This is a genomic window from Kurthia sp. Dielmo, from assembly GCF_000307285.2.
GTDB classification, from domain to species: Bacteria; Bacillota; Bacilli; order Bacillales_A; family Planococcaceae; genus Kurthia; species Kurthia populi.
On the sequence record NZ_HE578958.1, the window covers coordinates 348,375 to 371,549 of the forward strand.

Here is a 23,175-nt window from a genome sequence, read left to right on the forward strand (position 1 = left end):
CTGCATTTTCAATATCTTCATCGACGCCCTCAAAGCCCGTCTTAACAGTTTGATACATGAGTGGAAAGGCGACAATAGCCGAGGCAAGGACCGCCGCCCACCATGTAAACATAATCGGTTGTCCGAAAAACCATTCAATGCCCTGGCCGACAATGCTGTTGCGACCAAAAATCATAATGAGTAAGAAGCCGACAACGGTAGGTGGGAGCACAAGCGGTAAGAGCATCACCGTTTCGAGAATGAGCTTTCCACGAAAGCGTCGTTTTGCCATAAATTTACCGATAAGAATGCCGAGAATAATCGCCATTGTTCCCGCAACGAGTGAGATCTCAATGGATAGTTTTATCGGCGTCCAAAAATCGGTTAGCATCATTAGTTCGCTCCTTTAAATCCGTAATCCTGAAAGACTTTCATAGCGTCATCTGATTGTAGGAATCGATAAAATGTATCGGCCTCGTCAAAATGCTTGCTATTTTTTAAAACGCCGACAGGGTAAATAATCGGTGTATGTGATTTTTCGTCCGCTGTTGCGACGATTTTTATTTTATCGCTTGTAAGCGCATCAGTTTTGTAAACGATTCCGGCATCAACATTGCTCGTCTCCGCATACGTTAATACTTGACGCACATCTTTTGCATAGACAACGTTTGCTTTGATTTTTGTCCAAACGTCAATTGATTTAAGGGTTTCAATACCATACTGACCAGCAGGAACTGAGTCGGGTGTACCGAGCGCGACTTTATCTGCTTTTGGTAAATCTTCAAATGAGTCAATTTTTTTGTCATTTGCAGTTGGCGTTACGAGTACAAGTTCATTCGCTAAAAGATCGGTCCCGTCTTTTTTATCAATGTCACCCTCATCGACTAGGGTGTCAAATTTATCTTCGGCAGCAGAGAAGAATACATCAACAGGTGCGCCTTGTGAAATTTGTTGTTGGAGCGCGCCGGAGCCGCCAAAATTATACGTAATTTTAACGTTCTTATGTGCATCCTCATACGTTTTTGCAAGGTCTGTTAAAGCATCTTGTAGACTTGCCGCTGCAGAAACCGTTAATTCGATTTGTTCAGTAGAAGTTGCTGTTGTTTTTGCATCATTATGGCCACAGCCAGCTAAAATGCCGCCTGCAAGTAATAATGGTGTCATAAATATACGTGATTTTTTCATTTGTTATAGGCCTCTTTCTGTATATGAGTTATAACAAGACATAACTAATTATAACTAGTTATAATTAAAAAGAAAATAAAAATATAAAAAAGGTGATTTTTATGCAAAATCAAACATCGTATACAATCGAAGAAGTAGCGCAATTACTGAAAGTATCCAAGTTAACAATTTATGATTTAGTGAAAAAGGGTGAGCTACCAGTGTTCAAAGTAGGGCGTCAAATGCGATTAGCATCAGAGGACTTAGATGTATATATCGCCAAGCATCGTATGAACAGCAATCAGGAGCAAAAAACCATTATCATTAGCGGACAGGATATGGCGCTCGATATTTTAGGAAATCATATTGAAGCGCGTCTTGGCTATAAGGTGTTGCGTTCGCATGAGGGCAGCTTTAATGGTTTGCTTGCAATGTATCAAGGCAATAGCGATATTGCGAGTCTGCATATGTATGATGGTGATACGACGGCTTATAATTTACCATATATTCGTAAAGTATTCGTTAGCCACCGCTATATTTTACTGCGTCTTTTGACACGAAAGGCGGGCTTTTATGTAGCAAAGGGCAACCCGCTCCATATTACGAGCATTGCCGATTTACAAGGCGATGTCCGTCTGATTAATCGTGAAAAGGGCTCGGGTATTCGGACGCTACTTGATGAACTACTGCGCACACATGGCATTTCTCAGACACAGGTGGCAGGCTATGAGCAAGAGGAGAAGGACCATATTAGCGTGGCATCAGCAGTAGCAAGCGGTGCGGCAGATGTTGGCTTAGGCATCGAAAAAACAGCGCGTCTTGTCGATGTCGATTTTGTGCCAATTATAGAGGAAAGCTATGATATTGTGCTACTGAAAAATGATGGCAATGAAGCACTGATTTCGACGGTGCAGGAAATTTTAAATGATGCTGCGTTTCAACAAGAAATTCATGCAATTGGTGGCTATGATGTTTCACAAATGGGGACAATCGTCTTTGAAACGATTTAAAATATATTGACAAACACTATAAATATAACTATCCTTACTATAATACTAGGTATTTGAAAGGGAGTTACAGCATGGCAAAAACAACGGTGAAGGCACAAGCCCATTTACAAGACAATTATCGTGTAGAAGTATCTGCACGCTCACACAAATTAATTATCGATGAGCCCGAACGTCTAGGTGGCACAGATGAGGGCCCCAATCCAGTCGAAGTATTACTAGGCGCTTTTGGTGCTTGTCATTCGATTGTAGCACGTACATATGCGAAAAAATTTGACATTGATTTACAAGATTTTTGGGTCGAATTAGAAGGGGATTTTGATACGGATGGCTTTTTAGGGAAATCAGATGTACGTCCAGGCTTCTCTGATATTCGCTATACATTCCATCTTCAAACGACTGCTTCAGATGAACAGGTACAAGCATTTATTGCATATATCGAGGCGCATTGCCCAATTGGCGATACATTAGCAAACCTTGTAAATGTGTCACTTGCAGGCTATGTTATTGAACAAATGGTTTAAAAAAAGAGACTAAAAAGGAGTCGTGCATTGGCACGATTCCTTTTTTGATGAACGAATAAGCTAGTGCTTCGACACATATAATACGCTACCTCGTTCAAATGTTAGCTGGCGAGAAAAATGAGGAATGTCGTGCTCAAGCTGTCGCATTTCACGTGATGTCGGCACTGATACCGCTTCATCAGATAAATCATAGCTATTTTGACGACGCCATAATGGCCATGAGAAGCGGCGGTTTAAAAGTGCATCATTAAACGCTTCTAGCTCAGCCAGCGTCATATGCTGCTCCGTTGCATAGGCGCTATTGAGCACGCGACCATCTATTAAAGCCGTCATCCAGTGCAGTGAGGCATTGCGTTCGCGCTCATACCACTTGCGCTTTCGAATGCCTGGCACGATATAAAAGCCGTCATCGTATGTACCCAGTGCTGTAATCGGTATGATTTTTGCTTCATACAATGGAAATTCAAGTGCATGACTAAGCACACGACTATGCTGATTTAAAAAACTAGCGAGTGCTTCACAAGAGAAAAATTCCCCCAGTAATGTTTCACCAGCTGCTCCTTTTTTGCCGTAGCATGTGTCGCGAATAAGAGTGATGACGGCCTCATCAATTTCTTGTGTGTGGGCATGTAAAGGATGTAGCGCATGGACACCATTTAAAAATGCATAAATGCCGCATGTGCTCCCACGTTGTTCTAAAATCATGTAAACACTTCCGTTTCTGTCATATCTATTATAGCAGGTGCAACGTTTTCACGATATAATGGGAAAAATATGAAAAAGAGGTGCTTTATGAAAAAAATCACAACTATACTTGCGATGACGCTATTACTTGCTGCCTGTGGCGATAAGCAGACAGAGGATGCGGCGCCACAACCACTTAAATCGACGACAGAAACGCAGTCTAAATCAGCGACGTCCAAAAATGTAGTTCAGGAAGAATCAGTCGTGCTGTACAATCATTTCTCAGAGACAGATGACCATGTGTCAAAAGGAGAGTCAGTGCCCTATGTATATAAACGCGATGGCTCACTCACACAATTTTTACTGAAAAACTTAGAATACAATCAATATGTAAAAGCGTATAGTGTCTCTAAAAATGAAAAAGTAGTCATGCTGAATTTTAAAGCATCCGTTATGAAAACATCGTTATTCCAGGGCTCTACAGGAGCAACTCAAACACGTGAAGCCATTGGCAAAACCTTTTTTGCGAATATGCCGAAGCTAAAAACGTTAAAATTTCGCTTGAATGGAAAGCAAGAGGAATGGGATCATATGAATTTTACAGATTATTCACGTAAGGATTTTAAATTGAATTAATTGTGACAAGTTCATTAGAATTGTTGAATTTCTGTAAAAATTATCCTTATTTTGATGCGCTATAATGAAAAAAATGGCGTTAGGGGTTGGAAATATGGCAATTGGTTACTTTTTTCTTGGTGATACAGGCTTTCATGTAGCGCAGCATTTAGCGCAGAAATTACCGAATATGCAGTTTATTTCACTGCATAAAACGAGCTATATGGCGCAAAACTATCGTGCATTATTAGCGTTAGAGGAGACGGAGCAATGTCATCATCCGTATGATAATATTCCAGATTATATCGAATGCTTACGCGGAAAAATGTTATTTTGCACTGCGCCAGAGAGGCAGTTTGGCTCATTTGACGCGGCTCACTGCACGGAGCGTATTGCCGCCTATGCAGATTTAATAATGCGCATGATGGCACCGTATGACCGCATCGTTCTAATTATGCGTCCGGGTCAGGCAAGTGGGGAGCTTTGTGCGGATTATTGCGTGACATTGGCTAAAAGGCTTCATAAGTCTGTGCATATGATAACAACGCGCGGATTATTATTTGAAAAACAAATGAAGCGACTTGCAGCTATACATTTACGCCAATTAAGGCGTCTAGATGTGCCGATTCATGTCATTGAAGTACCAATCCATAAGCCACGCATCTTTGATACATATACCGATTTATATGCTGCCATGGCACGACAGGTAGTAACCATTGATTATGAAAAGGTGTAAAATGTGTCAGATTTTTCATTTTTATATGTCCTAAAACTGGGTAGAGAATAACTAACACGGAAGAGAGGATGCGATAGGAAATGAAAAAATGGCAACTACTTGGTACGGCGAGTGTATTAGCGCTAACGTTAGCAGCATGTGGGAATGATGATAAATCGACTTCAGATGGTGATAATACAGCGGTAGAATCTCCCGATAAAGAGAATACATCTTCAACTAATTCAAATAATGACAGCAATGATAATGACGATAACAACGATGATAATTCATCTACTGTCGTTGATAAACGTGCAGTAAAGGATGCACCATTAGCACTAGACGAGGCATTAGCTACATTTGATGAAACGTACAAAGGTGCTAAAGTTTCATCTATTGAACTAGATGAAAGTAACCGTCAATTTACGTATGATATTGAAGGTTTTGATGATAAGAAAGAATATAGCGTAGAAATTGGCGAAGATAATAATGTTATTGAAAAGAACGAAGAAAATCGTGATAAGGGTGATGACTATCAGGAGCTAATGCGCGATGAGTATATCACACCTGAAGAAGCAATTGATAAGGCAAGTAAGGTATCAGAAGTGGGCGATTTAGCGGCAACAAGCTGGTCACTTGATTATGATGATGATGAAAAGGCTGCCGTATATCAAGTGAAATTTGAAAATACAAAAGACGAAGTAGAAGTAACACTCGATGCGAAAACGGGTGATCAACTAAATGTAGAAAAAGACTAAAAATGAGACGAAATTCTTTATTTCTATAGCTTCACAATAAAAAAGAGGCTGGGACAAAACACGTCATTTTCCTTTTTTAGTCTTCACAACGAAAAACCGGAACCGCGCTACCACGCGATTCCGGTTTTTCTTATGTTCCTAGGAGTGGTTGTTTTTTCACGTATGTCAAAGCCTCTTTTTTCGATGCTTACATACTTGTGATAAACATGGCTATTACATAAAAAATAATCAATAAGCCACCGACAATCATGATTGAAAAGGCCAAATAATCTACCGCTCGAGACATTCCTTTTTTCAGTGCTACTATAAAGCCTACCATGAGTCCAAGAAATCCGGCGACGAGCCAGACGATACTCGCGATACTGTCAGGGAAGCGGCTTAAAAGACCAACGAGATAAAAAAGAACAACAATCATTTGGATAAAAATAATTGTAAGACAGCTATAGAGCCATCGCTTTGTATTGTTCATCGTAACACCCCTTATTGTAGATAGAACGTTTTCTGGAAGGAAATGGTTTCGTGAGAGTTATGCTGAAAAATGCTTCTTTTTGAAACGGAAAATCTCGAAATAGTCGAAATGAACGAAATTTTCAGAAAAATCATTGAATTCACGATATATTAATGGTAAAGTTTTTATACGAAATGAAGTACATACTTCAAAATAACAAAAAAAGAAGTTAAAACTTTAAATAAAGGGGTGCTGCCAATGTTTCAAGATTTAATTCAACAGCATTATGAAAAGCTAACGAAAAGTCAAAAGGTTGTTGCGCACTATGTCTTAGAACATCCGGATGTGATTGCGCTGCACGCAGCCTCCGAGGTAGGCAAGCAGATCGGCGTCAGTGAAACGACGATTATTCGCTTTTGCTATCAGCTTGAACTTAGTGGCTATACTGATTTACAAAAGCGCGTGCAAAAGACCTTGGTGGCAAAAGAGAGCAGTACACTTGGCACGTATTTAGCAACAAATGCACTACGTGAAGAAGAGCATTTTTCAGCAGCTGTTATGCTACAAGATGTGGAGCGCCTCCAAAAATTCGCTTATCAAATTAATGATCAGGACTTCAAGCAAGCATCAAAGAAATTACATGCAGCCCGTCATATTTATATTTTAGGCTTACGTTCATCCTATGCTGCTGCTGAATGGAGCGCCTTTACACTCAATGTTGTGCGTCAGCAAGTCACACTCCTTCGACCAGAAGCACAGGACGTTATCCATACTATTAGTCAAATGGATGAGCGCGATGTGCTACTCGTCTTTTCATTCCACCGCTACTATAAGCAAACGATTGATTTGACGAAAATCATTCAAAAACAGGGCGTACATGTTATCGGTATTACTGATTCACCACTTGCACCGATTCGTCGATACGTGAATACCATTTTCCCATTCACATCTAGTCGTAAATCAACCATTGATATGATGCCGAGCATTTTATCATTTATGAATACTCTTGTAATTGGGATGACTGCTGAAGATCCAGCAGCTTATGAAAGCTATCAATCTGCATACGATGCCGTTGATAGCAGCAACTTATTTTTAGATGGAGATGATGAGTCATGACAACACAACCGTTATCATCCGAGTTACAACACATTTTTAATTATTTACACGCCAACCCTGAGAAGAGTTGGCATGAATTTGGCACAACGCAATATATTGCATCTTATATAAAGGGAATGGGACTAGAACCAATTACCTTCAATGATTTGACCGGACTTTATGTTGATATAGGTAGTGGCTCACCTGTGGTGGGGCTTCGCACAGACATTGATGCGCTTTGGCAGGAGGTAGATGGTGTGCTACAGGCGAATCATTCATGTGGTCATGATGGTCATATGACGATGGCGCTGGGCGCGTTAAAGGCGCTTCAAACAAAGCATCAGCCAGAGCATGGCACGATTCGCGTATTATTTCAGCCAGCTGAAGAAAAAGGAGCCGGTGCGTTAGCATTTGTTGAAAAAGGCATCGTCGATACAATCGATTATTTATATGGTGTGCATGTGCGCCCAGTTCAGGAACTTAAAAATGGACAACATAGCCCAGCACTTTATCATGGTGCAGCGCGACTCATTACAGGTGTTATCCATGGTGTCGAGGCACATGGCGCACGACCTCATCTTGGAAAAAACGCGATTGAAATTGGTACGGATTTAGCGATTGGCTTACGAACGATTCATATTGATCCGATGATTCCGACCTCAATTAAATTAACGTCCTTTCACGCAGGCGGAGATGCAGCGAATGTTATTCCCGGTAAAGCGACGTTTAGTATCGACCTCCGCAGTCAAACGAATGAAGGCATTGACGAAGCAATGGCGCAGCTGAAGACGATTATTGAGGGTGTGGAGCATAAATATCATGCGACAATTCATTATCAAATTGATGCTAATATTGCCGCGGCGGAAGTATCAGAGGAAGCGAAAAGCTTTATGCAACAGGCAATTATTGAAACAGTGGGTGCCGAAAATCTAGCACCACCTGTTGTGACACCAGGTGGCGAGGATTTTCACTTTTATACATTGAAACGCCCGCAAATTAAAGCAACAATGCTTGGACTTGGCTGTGATTTACAGCCGGGACTACATCATCCGAATATGACATTTAATACGAACCAACTGCAGCAAGGTGTCGAAATTTTAACGCGTACAGTGCTAAATACCTTTGCGGCGATTCAAAAGGAAGTGCTTGTAAAATGATTACCTATAAACCATTAAAAACGATGGAAGAGATGGAGTGTGTCAGTGAAGTAGAGTCAAAGGTGTGGGGCATGTCACCGATTCCAACACATCAAACTGCCACCGCGATTAAAAATGGCGGCATCGTCATTGGCGCCTATGATGAGCAAAATCTAATTGGCTTTAGTTATGGGTTTGCAGGTTTTAATAATCAAAAAGCGTCGTTATGCTCCCATATGCTTGGTATTTTACCAGATTATCGTTCGGGTGGTATCGGCGAAAAACTTAAATTAAAGCAAAAAGAAGAGGCGTTAAAAATAGGCTATGACTTAATGACATGGACATATGATCCACTTCAAACACGGAATGCATACTTGAATTTAAGTAAACTACATGGCGTCTGTAACACGTATATTCGAGATTGCTACGGCAAAATGTCGGATGAGTTAAATGACGGCTTGCCATCAGATCGTTTCCAAATCGATTGGTGGATTGCTAGTGATTATGTTAATAATTTTAGCCGGATCTTTTACAAGAATCCTCAATTACTCGATACATGGCATATCAATAACGAAGGCTTACCCGTGTTGGATGGTCATTTTAACACCGCGCAAATCCTTTCGGAGCCGGCTTATTATGTACCTGTACCGAATAATATTGGGGAATTAAAAGCGGAAAATCTTGAGCTTGCACTTGATTGGCGCTACAAAACACGCGCGATATTTGAAGAAGCTTTTGCACAAGGCTATGCGGCCATTGAGCTACATAGAACGTCGGATGCAGCCGTTTACTATTATTTACTCGTTCAAAAAAATACGTTAAAAATACCACAATAAAGGGGCAAATAAGATGAGAATTGAACAAATTACTGTACGCAAATTACGCATGAACTTAAAAGGACCTTTCACAACGAGCTTTGGGACATTCAGAGAAAAAATCTTTTTATTAGTAGAAGTAAAAGACGAGCTTGGTAACACGGGCTGGGGTGAATCGGTCGCATTTGATGCACCTTGGTATAACGAGGAAACGTATAAAACGAACTGGATTATTTTAGAGGACTTCTTAATTCCATTACTTGAAGGGAAAGAAATCGAGCATCCAAGTGAGGTTAATGATATCTTCGAGCCGATTCGTAAAAACAATATGGCAAAGGCAATGGTTGAAGGAGCAATTTGGGATTTATATGCAAAACGCACAAATCAACCGCTTTGGAAGGCACTTGGGGGCACCCGCGAAAAAATCGAGGTCGGTATTTCAATCGGCATTCAACCAGATATTGAAACATTAATGTCGTTTATTGATACCTACGTAGCGGAAGGCTATAAACGCATTAAAGTGAAAATTAAGCCGGGCTGGGATGTAGAGGTGATTCGTGCAATTCGTGCAAAATATCCAGACTTACCACTGATGGCAGATGCCAATTCTTGCTACCGCTTAGAAGACATCGACATGTTAAAAGAACTGGACGATTTTAACTTAATGATGATTGAGCAACCACTTGCATCAGATGATATTATCGACCATGCGCATATCCAAAAAGTATTAAAAACACCGATTTGCTTAGATGAATCGATTCATTCACTTGAGGATGCGCGTAAAGCGGTTGAGTTAGGTAGCTGTAAAATTATTAACATTAAAATTGGCCGCGTTGGTGGTTTAACTGAATCGATTAAAATCCACGATTACTGTAAAGAGCAAGGTCTTGATGTGTGGTGTGGTGGTATGCTAGAGTCTGGTATCGGTCGTGCGCATAATGTTGCCATCACAACCTTATCAAACTTCACAATGCCAGGGGATACAGCAAGCGCAGACCGCTATTGGGACAAAGACATTACAGAGCCAATTGTGACAGTGGAAAATGGTTATATTACTGTTCCGACAGCATCAGGCATTGGTTATGAACCAAATATTTCATTAATGGAAACGTTCACTGAAGAGAAAAAAGTATACAATTTACGCACCCTTAACACTGTTCAATAATAAGAGAGCCGGTGAAGCCGGTTTTCTTTATGTAATAAATTATCGAAATATTCAAAAAAAGAGGTGTTTCAAATGAAGAAGAGTATTGAAATGGCAGGGGCGTTTATTGGCGTTATTGTTGGCGCGGGCTTTGCATCGGGTCAGGAGATTTTACAGTTCTTTACGAGCTTTGGCTGGTTGGGCATTATTGGCGGGGTTGTCGCGGCGGTGCTATTTGCCTTTTTAGGAATGAATTTAACGACACTAGGAAGCCGCTTAAATGCGACATCCCATAAAGAAGTAATTTATAAAATTTGCGGCCGCTATGTCGGCGCTGTTGTCGATTTTATCATTACATTCTTCCTATTTGGTGTAGCAGTTGTCATGCTAGCAGGAGCGGGTTCGATTTTTGAAAATCAATTTAATGTACCAGCTGTATATGGTAGTTTATTTATGCTAGTCATTACAATTTTAACGTTGACATTTGATATTAATAAAATCATTGGAATTATTAGTGCGATTACACCATTCTTACTGTTATTAGTGCTAATTATTGCCGGCTATGCCGTATTTACAACGGATTTATCCGCTGCACAAATGAACACACTTGCGCAGAGTCAAAGTGGATCGGCACCAAACTGGATTGTCGGCGCAGCACTTTATGTATCGTATAATTTAGCGGCAGGTGCTTCGATGCTTGCGGTAATGGGTGGTACACAAAAGAACGTGAAAATCGCAAAATTTGGTGGAATTTTCGGCGGTCTAGGCTTAGGCGTACTTATTTTATTAATTAGCATTGCCATGTTAGCAAAAATGGATGTTGTTGCTGGTGCAGATATGCCAATGCTATTGCTGGCACAAACCATGCACCCTGTACTTGGTTGGTTAATGGCCATTGCGCTACTTGGTATGATTTACAATACAGCAGTAGGCATGCTATTTGCCTTCTCTGCACGTATTGTTCCTTCAACGAGTAAGCATTTTAAATGGTTTGTATGGATTGTTGGCGCCGTTGCTTTCGGTGTAAGCTTCGTAGGATTTATTCAATTAGTTAGTACGGTGTACCCAACAATGGGCTACTTAGGCTTCATTTTAATTGTCGCAATCGTTATTGCGTGGTTTAAATATGCTGGTGCAAAATCAAAACAGCCAGAGCCCGTTGCCATTGTCGAAGAATAATAAAAATGCGGAATCACAGCAAAATGTGATTCCGCATTTTTTTATGGCATGAAAAATAGATTTTTGCCTTCCTTACACTTTTTTCTTTACACATTCATTATTTTTCTATAGAATACTAAAAGTACTCTAATTTGAGTACTATAATGAAAGTATGTAGAGAGAATGATGGAGGAATGACGAGAAGTGAGTTTTAAAAAGTTTTTTAAATCGAGGGGTGTTACATCCTCGGTATTTATGGGTGTATTTTATGCGGTAGCCATGCTCGGTATCTTTTTACTTGGATATACGGCACTACCTGGACAAATGGATGAATTGAAAATTGCCTTTGTCAATGACGACAAAGGCAAGGCAGCAAAACAAATCGAGGACCAATTGATTGAAAGTCTGCCGTTTAAAACAATTGATACAGATTTAACAAATAAAGAAGCATTAAAATCATTAGAAGATAATGATTATGCATTAGTCATTCATATTCCAAAGGATTTTTCAAAAAATGCGAGTAAAGGTGAGTCAGCGCAAATTGACTTCACTGTAAATGAAGCCTCGGCTACAATGGTCGCTTCTAGTATGAGCTCCGTTGTAAAGGAAATTAACGCACAGCTAAGCACAAGCTTCTCCGAACAAACGGCACAAGGGGTATTAATGAGTATGAATGTTCCGGAGGATCAGGCGAAAGAAATTTCAAAACAAATTGAAGAAAGCTATGTAGGGAACTACGTGGTTGTCAATGATGTGCCAGATGGTATGCACAACAATATGCTGCCAATGTTCTTAACGATGGCATGTTATGTAGGGGCTATGATTGCGGCGATGCAATTAGTCGGATCATTTAAAATGTTCCTTGGCGAAGCTCCAAAAATTCGTTTATTCGGCTATGTGCAACTATCAGCGTTTATTATTGCGGTACTTGGAACAATTGCGGCATTAATTATTACGTATTTAGTAGCAGATGTGGATACGGCTACCATTTGGAAAGTAGCTTTACAGCAAATCCTTCTCTATATGGTAGCCTTCAACTTCTGTGCGATGTTTACATTCTTAGTAGGTGAAGCGGGGATGATTTTAAACATTCCGGTATTACTTGCACAAACAATTGCCAATGGTGCTACAATGCCACGTGATATGATGTACGCACCATTTGAAGTCATGAGCTACATTACACCGATGTATCACTCCGTACAGTCGTATTTCGCAATTTTCTTTGGTTCAACAGACCCAGTTCCACATATTTGGGGACTTGCGGCAGTTGGTGCGGGCGCGCTTGTCATTAATCTATTAATTGTGACATTCCTTCACCGTCAAAAGCCTTTAAAAAAGCTAGCAGAAGATACTAAAGAAATTACAGCGTAACTTTGATATGATAAAGGGAGTTTCTATCAGCGGATGGAAGCTTCCTTTTACTATTTAGTACATTTTAGGAGTGGGGATATGTCTCTTCAAATTTATATCTTGGCGAAGTTAATGGAAGGCAATAATTATCCATATAAATTAAAAAAAGCACTGTCAGAGCCAATTCCATTTGCACAAATGGGCAATCTAACGGAAAGTAAACTTTATTATCATTTTGATTCATTAGTGAAGCAACAACTAATCGAAGAAGTTGAAATCATTCGTGAAGATAATCGACCAGATAAGCATGTGTTTGGTATTACCGAAAAGGGCCGAGAAGCGTTACCTGACATGATTTATAAGATGATTGAAAAAGCACAATCGCCAATTGAAATGGTCGTCAGTATTAATGCGATGCAATATGTTGATAAAGATCGTGTGATTACGATTTTAGAGAAAAAAATTGACAAAGTGAAACAGCATGAAAAAGAATTTGCGGCTGTTTATGAACAAATTGATGTAGAAGAGCCGATTCTTCAATTTGTCGATGTGTTTGAAGGCTTTGTAAGTCAAACGACGACGCTGCAACGTACGACGTATGAAAAAGTTATTCAGCTATTAAAAGAAGTGTAAGAAAAAAACCGTTCGTGTGGAGCGGTTTTTTTGTGTAATTTTTTAAATAAATGGCTACTCAATCGCTTTTGAAAGCGATATTTACACAATATCAGCCTACTATTATTTGGTAAACTAAAGTAGAGGTGAGGGCATGGATAAAGGCGTATTAATTCGAACGTATCGTAAACAGCAAGGGATGAAGCAAGATGATTTAGCGGTCGGCATTTGTACAACTTCGTATTTAAGCCGGATTGAAAATAATTTAGTGACCGCAACAGAAGAGGTGTATGCGCTACTGTTTCAACGACTTGGAAAAGTGTATGAAGATGTGCAACACGCGCATGATGAGATGGTGCATGCACTAGAGGCGGTTTATCAAGCATTAGTAGATGATAAGCCATTAAATGATGCACAGCTAGCGCTTTTAACGACTAAAACAACCGCTGCGCTACATACGATGCAGCAGTTAATTTATGCACGGTATTTAACGCGGGAACAGCAATTTACGCAGGCGGAAGCCATTTTAAAAACAATCGGTCAGCCGGCATTCACGAAAAATCGTCTAACAACGCTCTATATTGGCGTGACGACGTACTACCAATTAAGCACAGGGGCATATGAGTCGATTTTAGTGACAGAAAAGCAGGAGAATGCGCAGCGCTATTTCTCTAGAACGCAGTCATATGAGCAGGCGATTTATTTGTATCACGTGGCATTTGCGGCCCATCGCCATTATCAATTTTCGTTAGCCGCACAGTATATAGAAAAGGCCATCGCGTTATTTACACATCGGTATCGTCCATTATTTCAATTGAAATTGTATTCGATGAAAGGCGTTATTTTGGCTGCGCTCAATCGCTTTGATGAGGCGATGGTAGAATATACGGCAGGGGTTGAGCTATTAGAAGCGGTGCCAGCGATTGCGACAAATAAGCAATGGGCATCCATTTTTAATAATATGGCGTTTTGTTTTGAACAGCAAAAATGTTATAAGGAGGCATCATACTATTATCAAAAATCCCTACAAGCATGGGACGATGTGCACACGATGATTAACTATTTACGTACCCTCGTTTTTTCGGGGGATGTTACTAAAGCTAAAGAGCTTCAGCAGCAGGAACATAAGGCCTTTACAGCCGAGCATCATCAGCATCAATGGGCATTATTAGCTGCGCTACTACATCAAACATCTGCTACACAAGCGACATTCCAAGCACAAGAAGAGCCAGCAATGAAAGCCATTTGCGCCGCAAAGCATAAGGAGCTCATTTTACATTATGCACCTAAATTAGCTGAGATTTATGGTGAGTGGCATCAGTATAAAAAGATGGCCTATTATTATCAGCTAGCGTATAAAACGAGTGAGGAGCTGCGTGTGCATGACTAGATGGCCGCGTTATTATTTGGCATTTTTAATTGGGTTAGGTGTATCGAATATTGGCAACTGGCTTTATTTGATTGCCTTAAATGTGTTTGTGTGGCGTCTGACAGAGTCGCCAGCCGCAGTTACGGGTATTTATATCGTTGGCCCGGTTATTCGAATGATTAGTAATGTCGTAGCAGGGTCACTTATTGATCGCATGAATAAGAAAAAGCTCGTTATTTTAGTAGATGTCAGCCGCGCACTGTTTATTTTCCTCATGCCATTTGCGTCGGAGTTATGGATGATTTATCTACTCATTGCTTGTACAAATGTTGCGGCGACGTTTTTTGGCCCAAGTAGTACGTATTTAATTACGACGCTTGTGCGCGAAGAGCATCGTCTACGCTTTAATGCCGTTAATGCAACATGTAGCTCAGGTGCATTTATGATTGGTCCAGCACTTGGAGGCATATTGGTCGCGACCACTTCGATTGCGACGACGATGTGGCTGAATGCCGCAAGCTTTTTAGTCTGTGCATGTCTTTTAGCACAACTCCCGGCGGTAAAACAGCAGGCACTTCGTACAAAATGGTCACTCAAAGAAGATTTTCGCATCGTTGTACGTTATTTGAATGGTCAGGCATTTCTAAAGCAGTTTTTACTGCTGTATACGGTGGCACTCATGCTCGCCTTTGCACTTGATTCACAGGAGATGACATTTTTACTGCGTGACTTACATGTATCAGAAGCATTATATGGCCTGACCGTGAGTCTCGCTGGGATTGGTGCTGTTTTGGGTGGCATGGTCGCCGCGACTTTTGCGAAAAAATGGTCACAGCGCAAGTATATTCAGTATGGCTTTAGCCTGACACTGCTGAGCTATGGTTGCTTTTACGCTTCATTCCATTATGTGCTGGCAGTCATTAGCTTAATTGTACTAGGCTTTTGCATGGCGTTTAGTAATAGTGGCTATGCAACTTGGTATCAGCAAACAATTGAGCCGTCACTAATGGGGCGCATTGGCAGTGTGATTCAATTTGTGCAGGCTGTATTACAAGTACTACTGACACTTTTACTCGGGGTGCTCGCTGAACGCTATTCACTGGCATCCGTAGCAATCGTCTTTGCGCTAATTGCTTTTATACTTAGCTTGTTTATTTGGAAAATTCCTAAGCCATTTTTTCAGCGTATACAAAAAGGAGAAATCGCTTCGTAACGATTTCTCCTTTTATGATTAATTCACCATTTGCTCATTCACATAAGACGCATACAGCGGATGTGTTTTTAGTAATTCATGATGCGTACCATGACCGGTCACTTCCCCTTGCTCAATGAAGTAAATTTGGTCGGCATCGACAATTGTTGATAGACGATGTGCAATCACAAGTGTTGTACGTCCTTCCATCAATTGATCGAGTGCACGCTGTACCTTTTCTTCAGACTGCGAATCTAGGCTAGCAGTGGCCTCGTCAAGCATTAAAATTTTGGGATTGCGTAGGAATGCTCGTGCAATCGCAATCCGTTGTTTTTGACCACCAGATAATTTGACACCACGTTCCCCAATTTCCGTTTCTAATTTTTGTGGAAAGTTTGAAACGAAGGCATCTGCGTAGGCAAGTGCTAAGCCATGCCATAGTTCCTCGTCACTGAGTGTACGCCCAAGACCATATTGTAAATTCTCACGAATACTACCGGCGAATACCGCGCTATCCTGTGATACATAGCCAATTTGTGCGCGCCAATCCGTTAAATCAAGTTGTTGAATATTTTGACCGTTAATCGCAAAGACGCCCCCTGTTGGCTCATAAAATCGCTCAAGTAATGCGAAAATAGTCGTTTTACCGCCACCACTTGGCCCCGCAAAAGCAATGACGGAGTTTGGGTAAGCATCAAAGGAAATATTTTTAAGCACAGGGTGGTCTTCATTATAATAGAAGGAAACATCGCGTGCTTGAATCGTTTGGCCGACGACATCAATTGTTGTGCCATTCCCTGCAGGCTCAAAAGATGTCGCTAAAATTTGTTCAATACGTTCAGTTGCACCCATTGCTTTTTGTACTTGCGCAAAGAACATCGCAAACGTTGCGGCGGGCATTAAAATGTTAAATAAATAGAGTAAAAACGCGACAAGTGACCCACTTGTAAGTGTGCCCGCTTGTACACGAACCGCACCATAGCCGAGAATACCGACGAATAGACCTAAAATAACCGTCATCATAATTGGCTGTAGCACCGCTTCTACTTTGGCATCCTTGACCCCTAATTTAAAGATTTTCGCGATGAATGTACGCCCATTTTTGCGTTCAAAGGGTTCTCCGTTACTTGCTTTAATTAAACGAATTTCCGCTAATTTTTCAGTCGCTTCTGCATTGAAGTCGGCTGTAGCACCTTGCAGCTGGCGTCCGATTTTCGACATAATTTTGCCGATTGGGAAGAGCACAAGTGCAACAATTGGTACTGCTAGAAACATAATCGACGCCATTTTCCAGTCCATAAAGAATAAAATAATCATCGAACCAATGAGCTGAATCGCGCCGGTAATAAAGCTAGGGAAGTGAGAGGTCACAAGCTCCTTAATGACCCCTGTATCATTGACAAGACGCGAGCTACTTTCCCCTGATTTATGCTGGTCAAAATAGCTCACCGGTAATTTTAATAAATGATCCCATAATTTTTCACGCAATGTTTTTACGGCGCTTTCGCCAATATAGCGTAGCAGGAAGCCACCAATCGTGCCAAAAATAAGCTGTGCGGCAAAGGCGAGTAGTAAGATGCCAAGCATATTTAAATCGATTTTCGAGAGTTCACTCGTATCGACAAGTGTTTTCGTGAATTGTGGAACAAGTAAGCTTGCACCACTCGTCATTAAACTAAGAATAATACCTAATAAAAATAATCCTTTTTTAGGATTCACACTATTAATGAGTTTTAAAAAGTCCTTCATATTAAAGGTCGGTTTTTGTACTTCCATCTAATGTCCTCCGTTACTGAAGATTGTGCTGTTATTATAGGACGTGATTATCTAAAATATCAAACTAAAAAGCGGGTAGAAAATACATATAAAGATGAGCAGCTATGTGAATCGATATAAATTATTAAATGGTAAACCTAGTTTCTCATTTGTCAAACAGCTTTATTTAATAAATAAGCTTTTTAATCCAAAAAATGACGTTATTGTGTCAGGATATTTTTTCTAATTGAGAAAATTATAAGAGAAATAAGTGAGGTAATTACATTAAATACAATTTTTTTGCCTATTAGAGAAAATTTCGAATTATTCTAGAAAATTATTCTTAGCTAGATATAAAGTAAATGAAAATATATAGCATTTATAAAAGAGCGCTACACCAATAATTTTGAACGCTTCAATTAAACAAGAGCAAAAGGGTTGACAGAAAAACCTTTTCGTATGATAATTTAATTGTAAACAATAATCATTCTAATTAAAAAATGGTTATTAAGAAAATATATACGGATTAATTGGAGGAATATTTGATATGTCATTAGTAAACAAACAAATCTTACCATTCACTGCAGAAGCATTCCAAAACGGTGAATTCAAAACTGTAACAGAAGAAACATTAAAAGGTAAATGGGCTGTCGTAGCATTCTACCCAGCTGATTTCACGTTCGTTTGCCCAACTGAACTTGAAGATTTACAAGCTGAATACGAAACATTAAAATCTTTAGGTGCTGAAGTATTCTCAGTTTCAACTGATACTCACTTCACTCACAAAGCTTGGCATGACCATTCAGAAGCAATCTCTAAAATCCAATACACAATGATCGGTGACCCAACTCACACGATTTCTCGTAACTTCGACGTTTTAGACGAAGAAGCAGGTCTTGCTCAACGCGCAACTTTCTTAATCGATCCAGACGGTATCGTACAAACAATGGAAATCAACAACGATGGTATCGGCCGTAACGCTTCTCAATTAATCGACAAAATTAAAGCAGCGACTTACGTGCGCAACCACCCAGGTGAAGTTTGCCCAGCTAAATGGAAAGAAGGAGCAGAAACATTAACTCCTAGCCTAGACTTAGTAGGTAAAATCTAATTTCTTTGTTTTGAACATTGAAACGTAACACAACAGAGGAAGGAGCGCGATAATCCGCGCTCTTTTCTGCTATTAACATGAATGAACATACTCTCTGTCTTCTAAAATAGAGGTGGAATTTCGAACTTTCTTGAGAGTAAATCGAGAATGACTGTCACGTATAGAATGTACGGTTTGGAATGCCTATACGACACACAAACAGGATGATTTGAAAGGACGATGAATAATTATGGCATTACTAGATGCAAACATTAAAGCACAATTAAATCAATTATTGGCATTATTAGAAGGGGACTTAGAAATCACACTAAGTGCCGCAGACGATAAAACATCACAAGATATGCGCGAGTTAGTAACAGAACTTGCAGGCATGTCACCACGTATTACAGTAAAAGAAGCAACACTTGCACGTACACCAAGCTTTAGCATTAATAAAGCAGGTGAAGAAGCATCTGGCGTTGTTTTTGCCGGTCTTCCATTAGGTCACGAATTCAACTCATTAGTGCTTGCTTTATTACAAGTATCAGGTCGCGCACCAAAAGTAGATGATGCAACAATTAAACGTATCGAAGCTATCACAACGCCTCTGAACTTTGAAACATTTGTCAGCCTTACTTGCCACAACTGCCCAGACGTTGTACAAGCATTAAATATTATGGCTGTTTTAAATCCAAATATTACGCATACAATGGTTGAGGGTGGCGCGTATCAAGATGAAGTAAAAGAAAAAGACATTATGGCTGTACCTGCTGTATATACAAACGGTGAATTCTTCGAAGGTGGTCGCATGTCACTAGAAGATATTCTAGATAAATTGGGTGCTGCACAAGATTCAACAGGCTTTGACGACAAGGAAGCATATGATGTATTAGTAGTCGGCGGTGGCCCTGCTGGTGCAGCTTCTGCGATTTATTCAGCACGTAAAGGCATTCGCACCGGCCTTATTGCAGAGCGCTTCGGTGGTCAAGTAAATGATACATTATCAATCGAAAACATTATCGGTACAAAAGCAACAGAAGGTCCTGCATTTGTAGCGAGCCTTGAAGCGCATGTGACGGAATATCCAGTCGATGTTATGAAAAACCAACGCGCGACACACATTGCGAAAAATGATTTAGTTGAAGTGACACTTGAAAATGGCGCTGTTTTAAAATCAAAAACAGTTATCTTATCAACTGGTACACGCTACCGTCAATTAGGCGTACCGGGTGAGCAAGAATTCAAAAATAAAGGCGTTGCTTACTGTCCACACTGTGATGGCCCATTATTTAAAGGTAAAGATGTTGCAGTCGTTGGTGGTGGTAACTCAGGCGTTGAAGCAGCCATCGATTTAGCGGGTATCGTCAACCACGTGTATTTACTACAACGTAGCGGCGAATTAAAAGCAGATATCGTGCTACAAAATCGTCTACGTAGCTTACCGAATGTTACGATTTTAACAAATGCGCTTACACAAGAAATTAAAGGTGCAGGTACTGTCAATGCATTAGCATATAAAGATGTCGTAACAGGTGAAGAAAAAATCATTACACTTGATGGTGTCTTCATCCAAATTGGTTTATTACCGAACACTGAGTTTTTACAAGGCTCTGTTGAATTAAATCAAAATAATGAAATCATCATTGATAAACACGGTGCAACAAGCCTACCAGGCGTTTTTGCAGCAGGTGACTGTACAGATACCGCCTATAAACAAATCGTGATTTCAATGGGTTCTGGTGCTACAGCAGCACTTGGCGCATTTGATTATATGATTCGTTCAGACGTAAAAGAGTTAGTTGAAGTTTAAGGAATAGTGAGCACTTCTTCTTTTGAAGGGGTGCTTTTTTAATGGAGAAAAAAGGGCGTAAGGAATAAACTGAAGGCCTATCTTCATTCTTAGAAATCAGGGTAAAGAACAACAAAGGCATCTTACTTTTGAAATGAGGTGAGAATTGTGAAAAAAGGTATAAAAGCAATGCTGGTAACCGCGATTGGGGCGTCTGGATTGACTTTTGGCATGCATGCCTCTGCTGGCGAGACGATTACAAATGGCGTAATGTTTTTACCAAGTACACAAAAGACGTATACGACATATGATCATTATATGAAACCGATGAAAAATACATTCCGCTATCAGTATGGTGATTCAAAGCGTGAGCGAATTAGTAATACAACAAAAGGCTATACGTATTACTACGCAGAAGACCGTCTCTTTATGCTGGAGAAGAATACACATTTCTATATTTTTGTCCCTGTTAAATTTCCATTAACAGAAGGTAAAACCTATTCACAAAGTTATCCAATCGAAGGTCAAACAGTCAAATGGAAAGTAACCGTTCAAGATATTGGCGGCACGAAAAAAATTGGCACAAAAACGTATACCAATGTCATGCGTCTGAAATTTGGAAACGGTGATAAACTATTATTCGCAAAAAATCATGGCTTGATTCAAGCACTGCATTTAGAAAACGGTAAATACGTAACGGATTTTAAAATTGTAGATTATAAATAATAAAAAACCGCGTCTTTACGGCGCGGTTTTTGTGTGGTTAATAGGCGGGCTTTTTTCAAGCACCTCAAGCTATTGTTTATAGGCATATTAAAAGCCCTTAGTTGAAAATCAGTGAGTTCAATAGCGTCTAGACCTTTCGCTTGATTAGATTGAACGTAAGGCCTTTAAGGTTTTCATGTAATCAGGATTTTGATACCCAAAGTAGTCATGTAACGCTGTATAAAGTCCGTAAAGTTGCTGATATGTAGCGGCATCTTTTGATGGCTCGATGACTTTTTCAAGAGGTGGTACCATTTTTGCGATAGCATCTGGCACAGTTGGGTATTGTTTGGCAGCTACAGCCGCTAAAATCGCGGCACCAATTGCTGGCGCGTACTCTGATTCGGAAATGATAATAGGCTGATTCATCACATCTGCATAGATTTGCATTAACAGTTGATTTCGTTGAGGCAGGCCACCCGTTGCAACAATACGGTCAATTTTCATACCAGCTTGTGTATACGTATCAACAATTTTTCGTGCAGAATAGGCTGTTGCCTCTAAATAAGCGCGGTAAATTTCCTCAGGCTTTGTCTGGAGCGTTAACCCGATAAGAGTACCTGATAAGTTAGGGTTGGATAAAATAGAGCGTGTACCATTATGCCAATCAAGTGCCATTAAGCCACTTTCACCAGCCTTTAGTGTCGCTGCGCGCTTCTCCAATTGTTCATGTGTATTTTGTGGTGCAAATGTCTGAACAAAGCTTGCAAATAAATCCCCAACAGCAGGTTGTCCAGCCTCATATCCATAAAGGCCTGGGATAATCGAATCTTTTACGACACCGGAAATGCCTTCAATCTCATGCAGCTCTTCATGCACCATCAAATGACAAGTAGAGGTGCCCATGACCATTAATAATGTGCCGGATTCATGAACGCCTGCGCCAATAACACCCGCATGTGCATCAATAATACAAGTAGCAACCGCAATACCCTCTGATAAGCCAAGCCTTGTTGCCCAATCAGCGGTCAAGGTTCCTGCACAGTCACCAATTTTTTTCACGGGCGCTGTTAATTTTTGTTCGATTGTTTGACCAAGTAGGGCATCTACTTGTGAAAAATAGTCAGACGGGAAGCCATCTTCCTCTGTCCAACATGTTTTAAAGCCAAGTGCACAATTATTTTTCGTGAAATTTTGTGTTAGTTGCCCAACAATCCAATCCCCGGCCTCAATAAAATGAGCAGCAGCGTCGTAAATTTCAGGGGCTGCGCGAAATGTTTCAATAATTTTTGGGATAGCCCATTCTTCGGAAATAGTAGAGCCAAGTTGTCGGAACCAGCGTGCGTTTTGTTGCTGTGCAATCGTATAGAGCTCATCTTTAATAGGAAGAGAGAGCTGATGCTTCCAAAGCTTTACATAAGCATGATGATTTTCCGTAAATTCAGATTGAAAGCAAAGCGGTTCATAACAAGCATCAACGGGTAAAATTGTCGATGAAGTGAAATCAAAACCAATACCGATAATTTGCGATTTTGTAATAGTTGTTTTATGAAGCACCTGGGGAATACCTTGCGTTAGCACATCCACATAATCTTGGGGATCTTGAATAGCTGTACCAGATGGCAACGTATATGGAATTCGTTCATCCACTTCTGTAATGACGTGATGTGCATAAGGAATGACAGCGCTCGCTATCAATTTTCCGTTGACGGCATCAACGAGTAGTACACGACCAGATTCCGTACCATAATCAACACCAATTACATAGTTTGTCATAGTCAACAACTCCTTAAATAAACTTATTTATAACAATAGCATAATAGGGAAAAAATGTATCTTTATCTTAATTGTAGTAAAAAAATTAAAAAAATATTTTTTTAGGTTTTATTTATTATCATAAGGGGTAAAAAAATAACTTGATAATATTATGAGTAAAGTAGCGTTTAATTTTGTAGAAGTATAATATGAAGTAATTATTTTTGGGTAGTTTTGGAATATTTATTATAAAAAATAACTAGTTAGTGGTATTTAAGTCTTTATTTTATGAATATTTAATGTTATTATATAACTATAA

Annotated in this window: 23 protein-coding genes; 17 read left to right on the forward strand and 6 right to left on the reverse strand. The window is 40.0% G+C overall.

The genetic code is table 11. The features are described 5' to 3' along the window. Both KTHG_RS10365 and modA read right to left on the reverse strand, forming a co-directional pair. Window positions 1-370: molybdate ABC transporter permease subunit (locus KTHG_RS10365; protein ID WP_139993616.1), on the reverse strand; the 370-nt coding region annotated here is incomplete at its 3' end. A 2-nt stretch (window positions 371-372) separates the two neighbouring features. Continuing rightward, window positions 373-1,164 (reverse strand): molybdate ABC transporter substrate-binding protein, encoded by a 792-nt coding sequence (modA, locus tag KTHG_RS10370; protein WP_139993359.1) that lies wholly within the window; start codon window positions 1,162-1,164, stop codon window positions 373-375. A gap of 101 nt (window positions 1,165-1,265) precedes the next feature. On the opposite strand from modA, the gene KTHG_RS10375 reads away from it, so the two are divergent. Together KTHG_RS10375 and KTHG_RS10380 are read left to right on the forward strand one after the other, a co-directional pair. Next, window positions 1,266-2,153: a helix-turn-helix transcriptional regulator gene (locus KTHG_RS10375; protein WP_139993361.1), complete on the forward strand. Its 888-nt coding sequence runs from the start codon at window positions 1,266-1,268 to the stop codon at window positions 2,151-2,153. Between the two features lie 71 nt (window positions 2,154-2,224). Then, window positions 2,225-2,674: an OsmC family protein gene (locus tag KTHG_RS10380; protein WP_139993363.1), complete on the forward strand. Its 450-nt coding sequence runs from the start codon at window positions 2,225-2,227 to the stop codon at window positions 2,672-2,674. A 60-nt stretch (window positions 2,675-2,734) separates the two neighbouring features. Here KTHG_RS10380 and KTHG_RS10385 read toward each other — a convergent pair whose 3' ends face one another. Then, the gene (locus tag KTHG_RS10385) at window positions 2,735-3,379 is read right to left on the reverse strand and encodes a hypothetical protein (RefSeq protein ID WP_139993365.1); all 645 of its coding nucleotides are present in this window, start codon (window positions 3,377-3,379) and stop codon (window positions 2,735-2,737) included. A gap of 87 nt (window positions 3,380-3,466) precedes the next feature. Between KTHG_RS10385 and KTHG_RS10390 the strand changes: the two genes are divergently transcribed. From KTHG_RS10390 to KTHG_RS10400, 3 genes are all read left to right on the forward strand, one after another. Then, window positions 3,467-3,994, forward strand: a complete 528-nt coding sequence (locus KTHG_RS10390) for a hypothetical protein (RefSeq protein ID WP_126990008.1) — start codon at window positions 3,467-3,469, stop codon at window positions 3,992-3,994. 94 nt (window positions 3,995-4,088) lie between these two features. Beyond that, on the forward strand, window positions 4,089-4,709 hold the full coding sequence (locus KTHG_RS10395) for a hypothetical protein (RefSeq protein WP_139993367.1): 621 nt from the start codon (window positions 4,089-4,091) through the stop codon (window positions 4,707-4,709). Window positions 4,710-4,789: 80 nt separating this feature from the next. Continuing rightward, on the forward strand, window positions 4,790-5,443 hold the full coding sequence (locus KTHG_RS10400) for a PepSY domain-containing protein (RefSeq protein WP_139993369.1): 654 nt from the start codon (window positions 4,790-4,792) through the stop codon (window positions 5,441-5,443). Between the two features lie 187 nt (window positions 5,444-5,630). Here KTHG_RS10400 and KTHG_RS10405 read toward each other — a convergent pair whose 3' ends face one another. Beyond that, window positions 5,631-5,912, reverse strand: a complete 282-nt coding sequence (locus KTHG_RS10405) for a hypothetical protein (RefSeq protein ID WP_139993371.1) — start codon at window positions 5,910-5,912, stop codon at window positions 5,631-5,633. Window positions 5,913-6,149: 237 nt separating this feature from the next. Here KTHG_RS10405 and KTHG_RS10410 point away from each other — a divergent pair, with 237 nt between their 5' ends. The 9 genes from KTHG_RS10410 to KTHG_RS10450 all read left to right on the forward strand — a co-directional run bounded on the left by KTHG_RS10410 (window position 6,150) and on the right by KTHG_RS10450 (window position 15,783). Continuing rightward, window positions 6,150-7,007, forward strand: coding sequence for a MurR/RpiR family transcriptional regulator (locus KTHG_RS10410; protein ID WP_139993373.1), 858 nt, complete (start codon window positions 6,150-6,152; stop codon window positions 7,005-7,007). After that, complete coding sequence (locus KTHG_RS10415) at window positions 7,004-8,143, forward strand: M20 peptidase aminoacylase family protein (RefSeq protein WP_139993375.1); 1,140 nt, start codon at window positions 7,004-7,006, stop codon at window positions 8,141-8,143. Before KTHG_RS10410 ends, KTHG_RS10415 begins: the two co-directional genes overlap by 4 nt. Beyond that, on the forward strand, window positions 8,140-8,958 hold the full coding sequence (locus tag KTHG_RS10420; protein WP_139993377.1) for a GNAT family N-acetyltransferase: 819 nt from the start codon (window positions 8,140-8,142) through the stop codon (window positions 8,956-8,958). Before KTHG_RS10415 ends, KTHG_RS10420 begins: the two co-directional genes overlap by 4 nt. Window positions 8,959-8,971: 13 nt before the next feature. Beyond that, window positions 8,972-10,102, forward strand: a complete 1,131-nt coding sequence (menC, locus tag KTHG_RS10425) for an o-succinylbenzoate synthase (protein ID WP_139993379.1) — start codon at window positions 8,972-8,974, stop codon at window positions 10,100-10,102. 72 nt (window positions 10,103-10,174) lie between these two features. After that, entirely contained in the window at window positions 10,175-11,260 is a 1,086-nt protein-coding gene (locus KTHG_RS10430; protein ID WP_139993381.1) for a YkvI family membrane protein, read from the forward strand. A gap of 183 nt (window positions 11,261-11,443) precedes the next feature. Then, window positions 11,444-12,610, forward strand: coding sequence for a YhgE/Pip domain-containing protein (locus KTHG_RS10435; RefSeq protein WP_139993383.1), 1,167 nt, complete (start codon window positions 11,444-11,446; stop codon window positions 12,608-12,610). Window positions 12,611-12,688: 78 nt separating this feature from the next. Beyond that, window positions 12,689-13,222: a PadR family transcriptional regulator gene (locus KTHG_RS10440; RefSeq protein ID WP_139993385.1), complete on the forward strand. Its 534-nt coding sequence runs from the start codon at window positions 12,689-12,691 to the stop codon at window positions 13,220-13,222. A 133-nt stretch (window positions 13,223-13,355) separates the two neighbouring features. Further along, window positions 13,356-14,591 (forward strand): helix-turn-helix domain-containing protein, encoded by a 1,236-nt coding sequence (locus tag KTHG_RS10445; protein ID WP_139993388.1) that lies wholly within the window; start codon window positions 13,356-13,358, stop codon window positions 14,589-14,591. Continuing rightward, window positions 14,584-15,783, forward strand: a complete 1,200-nt coding sequence (locus KTHG_RS10450; RefSeq protein WP_139993390.1) for an MFS transporter — start codon at window positions 14,584-14,586, stop codon at window positions 15,781-15,783. Before KTHG_RS10445 ends, KTHG_RS10450 begins: the two co-directional genes overlap by 8 nt. A gap of 18 nt (window positions 15,784-15,801) precedes the next feature. Here the strand turns inward: KTHG_RS10450 and KTHG_RS10455 are convergent, their stop codons facing one another. Continuing rightward, window positions 15,802-17,538 carry an ABC transporter ATP-binding protein gene (locus tag KTHG_RS10455; RefSeq protein ID WP_139993392.1) on the reverse strand — a complete coding sequence of 579 codons (1,737 nt, stop codon included), beginning with the start codon at window positions 17,536-17,538 and terminating at the stop codon, window positions 15,802-15,804. 526 nt (window positions 17,539-18,064) lie between these two features. Between KTHG_RS10455 and ahpC the strand changes: the two genes are divergently transcribed. The 3 genes from ahpC to KTHG_RS10470 all read left to right on the forward strand — a co-directional run bounded on the left by ahpC (window position 18,065) and on the right by KTHG_RS10470 (window position 21,122). Further along, window positions 18,065-18,628: an alkyl hydroperoxide reductase subunit C gene (gene ahpC / locus KTHG_RS10460; protein ID WP_126990022.1), complete on the forward strand. Its 564-nt coding sequence runs from the start codon at window positions 18,065-18,067 to the stop codon at window positions 18,626-18,628. Window positions 18,629-18,857: 229 nt separating this feature from the next. Continuing rightward, window positions 18,858-20,417, forward strand: coding sequence for an alkyl hydroperoxide reductase subunit F (gene ahpF / locus KTHG_RS10465; RefSeq protein WP_139993394.1), 1,560 nt, complete (start codon window positions 18,858-18,860; stop codon window positions 20,415-20,417). A 147-nt stretch (window positions 20,418-20,564) separates the two neighbouring features. After that, window positions 20,565-21,122, forward strand: a complete 558-nt coding sequence (locus KTHG_RS10470; protein ID WP_139993396.1) for a hypothetical protein — start codon at window positions 20,565-20,567, stop codon at window positions 21,120-21,122. A 144-nt stretch (window positions 21,123-21,266) separates the two neighbouring features. On the opposite strand, the gene KTHG_RS10475 is transcribed toward KTHG_RS10470, so the two are convergent. After that, on the reverse strand, window positions 21,267-22,877 hold the full coding sequence (locus tag KTHG_RS10475; protein ID WP_139993398.1) for a ribulokinase: 1,611 nt from the start codon (window positions 22,875-22,877) through the stop codon (window positions 21,267-21,269). Window positions 22,878-23,175: the final 298 nt, after the last annotated feature.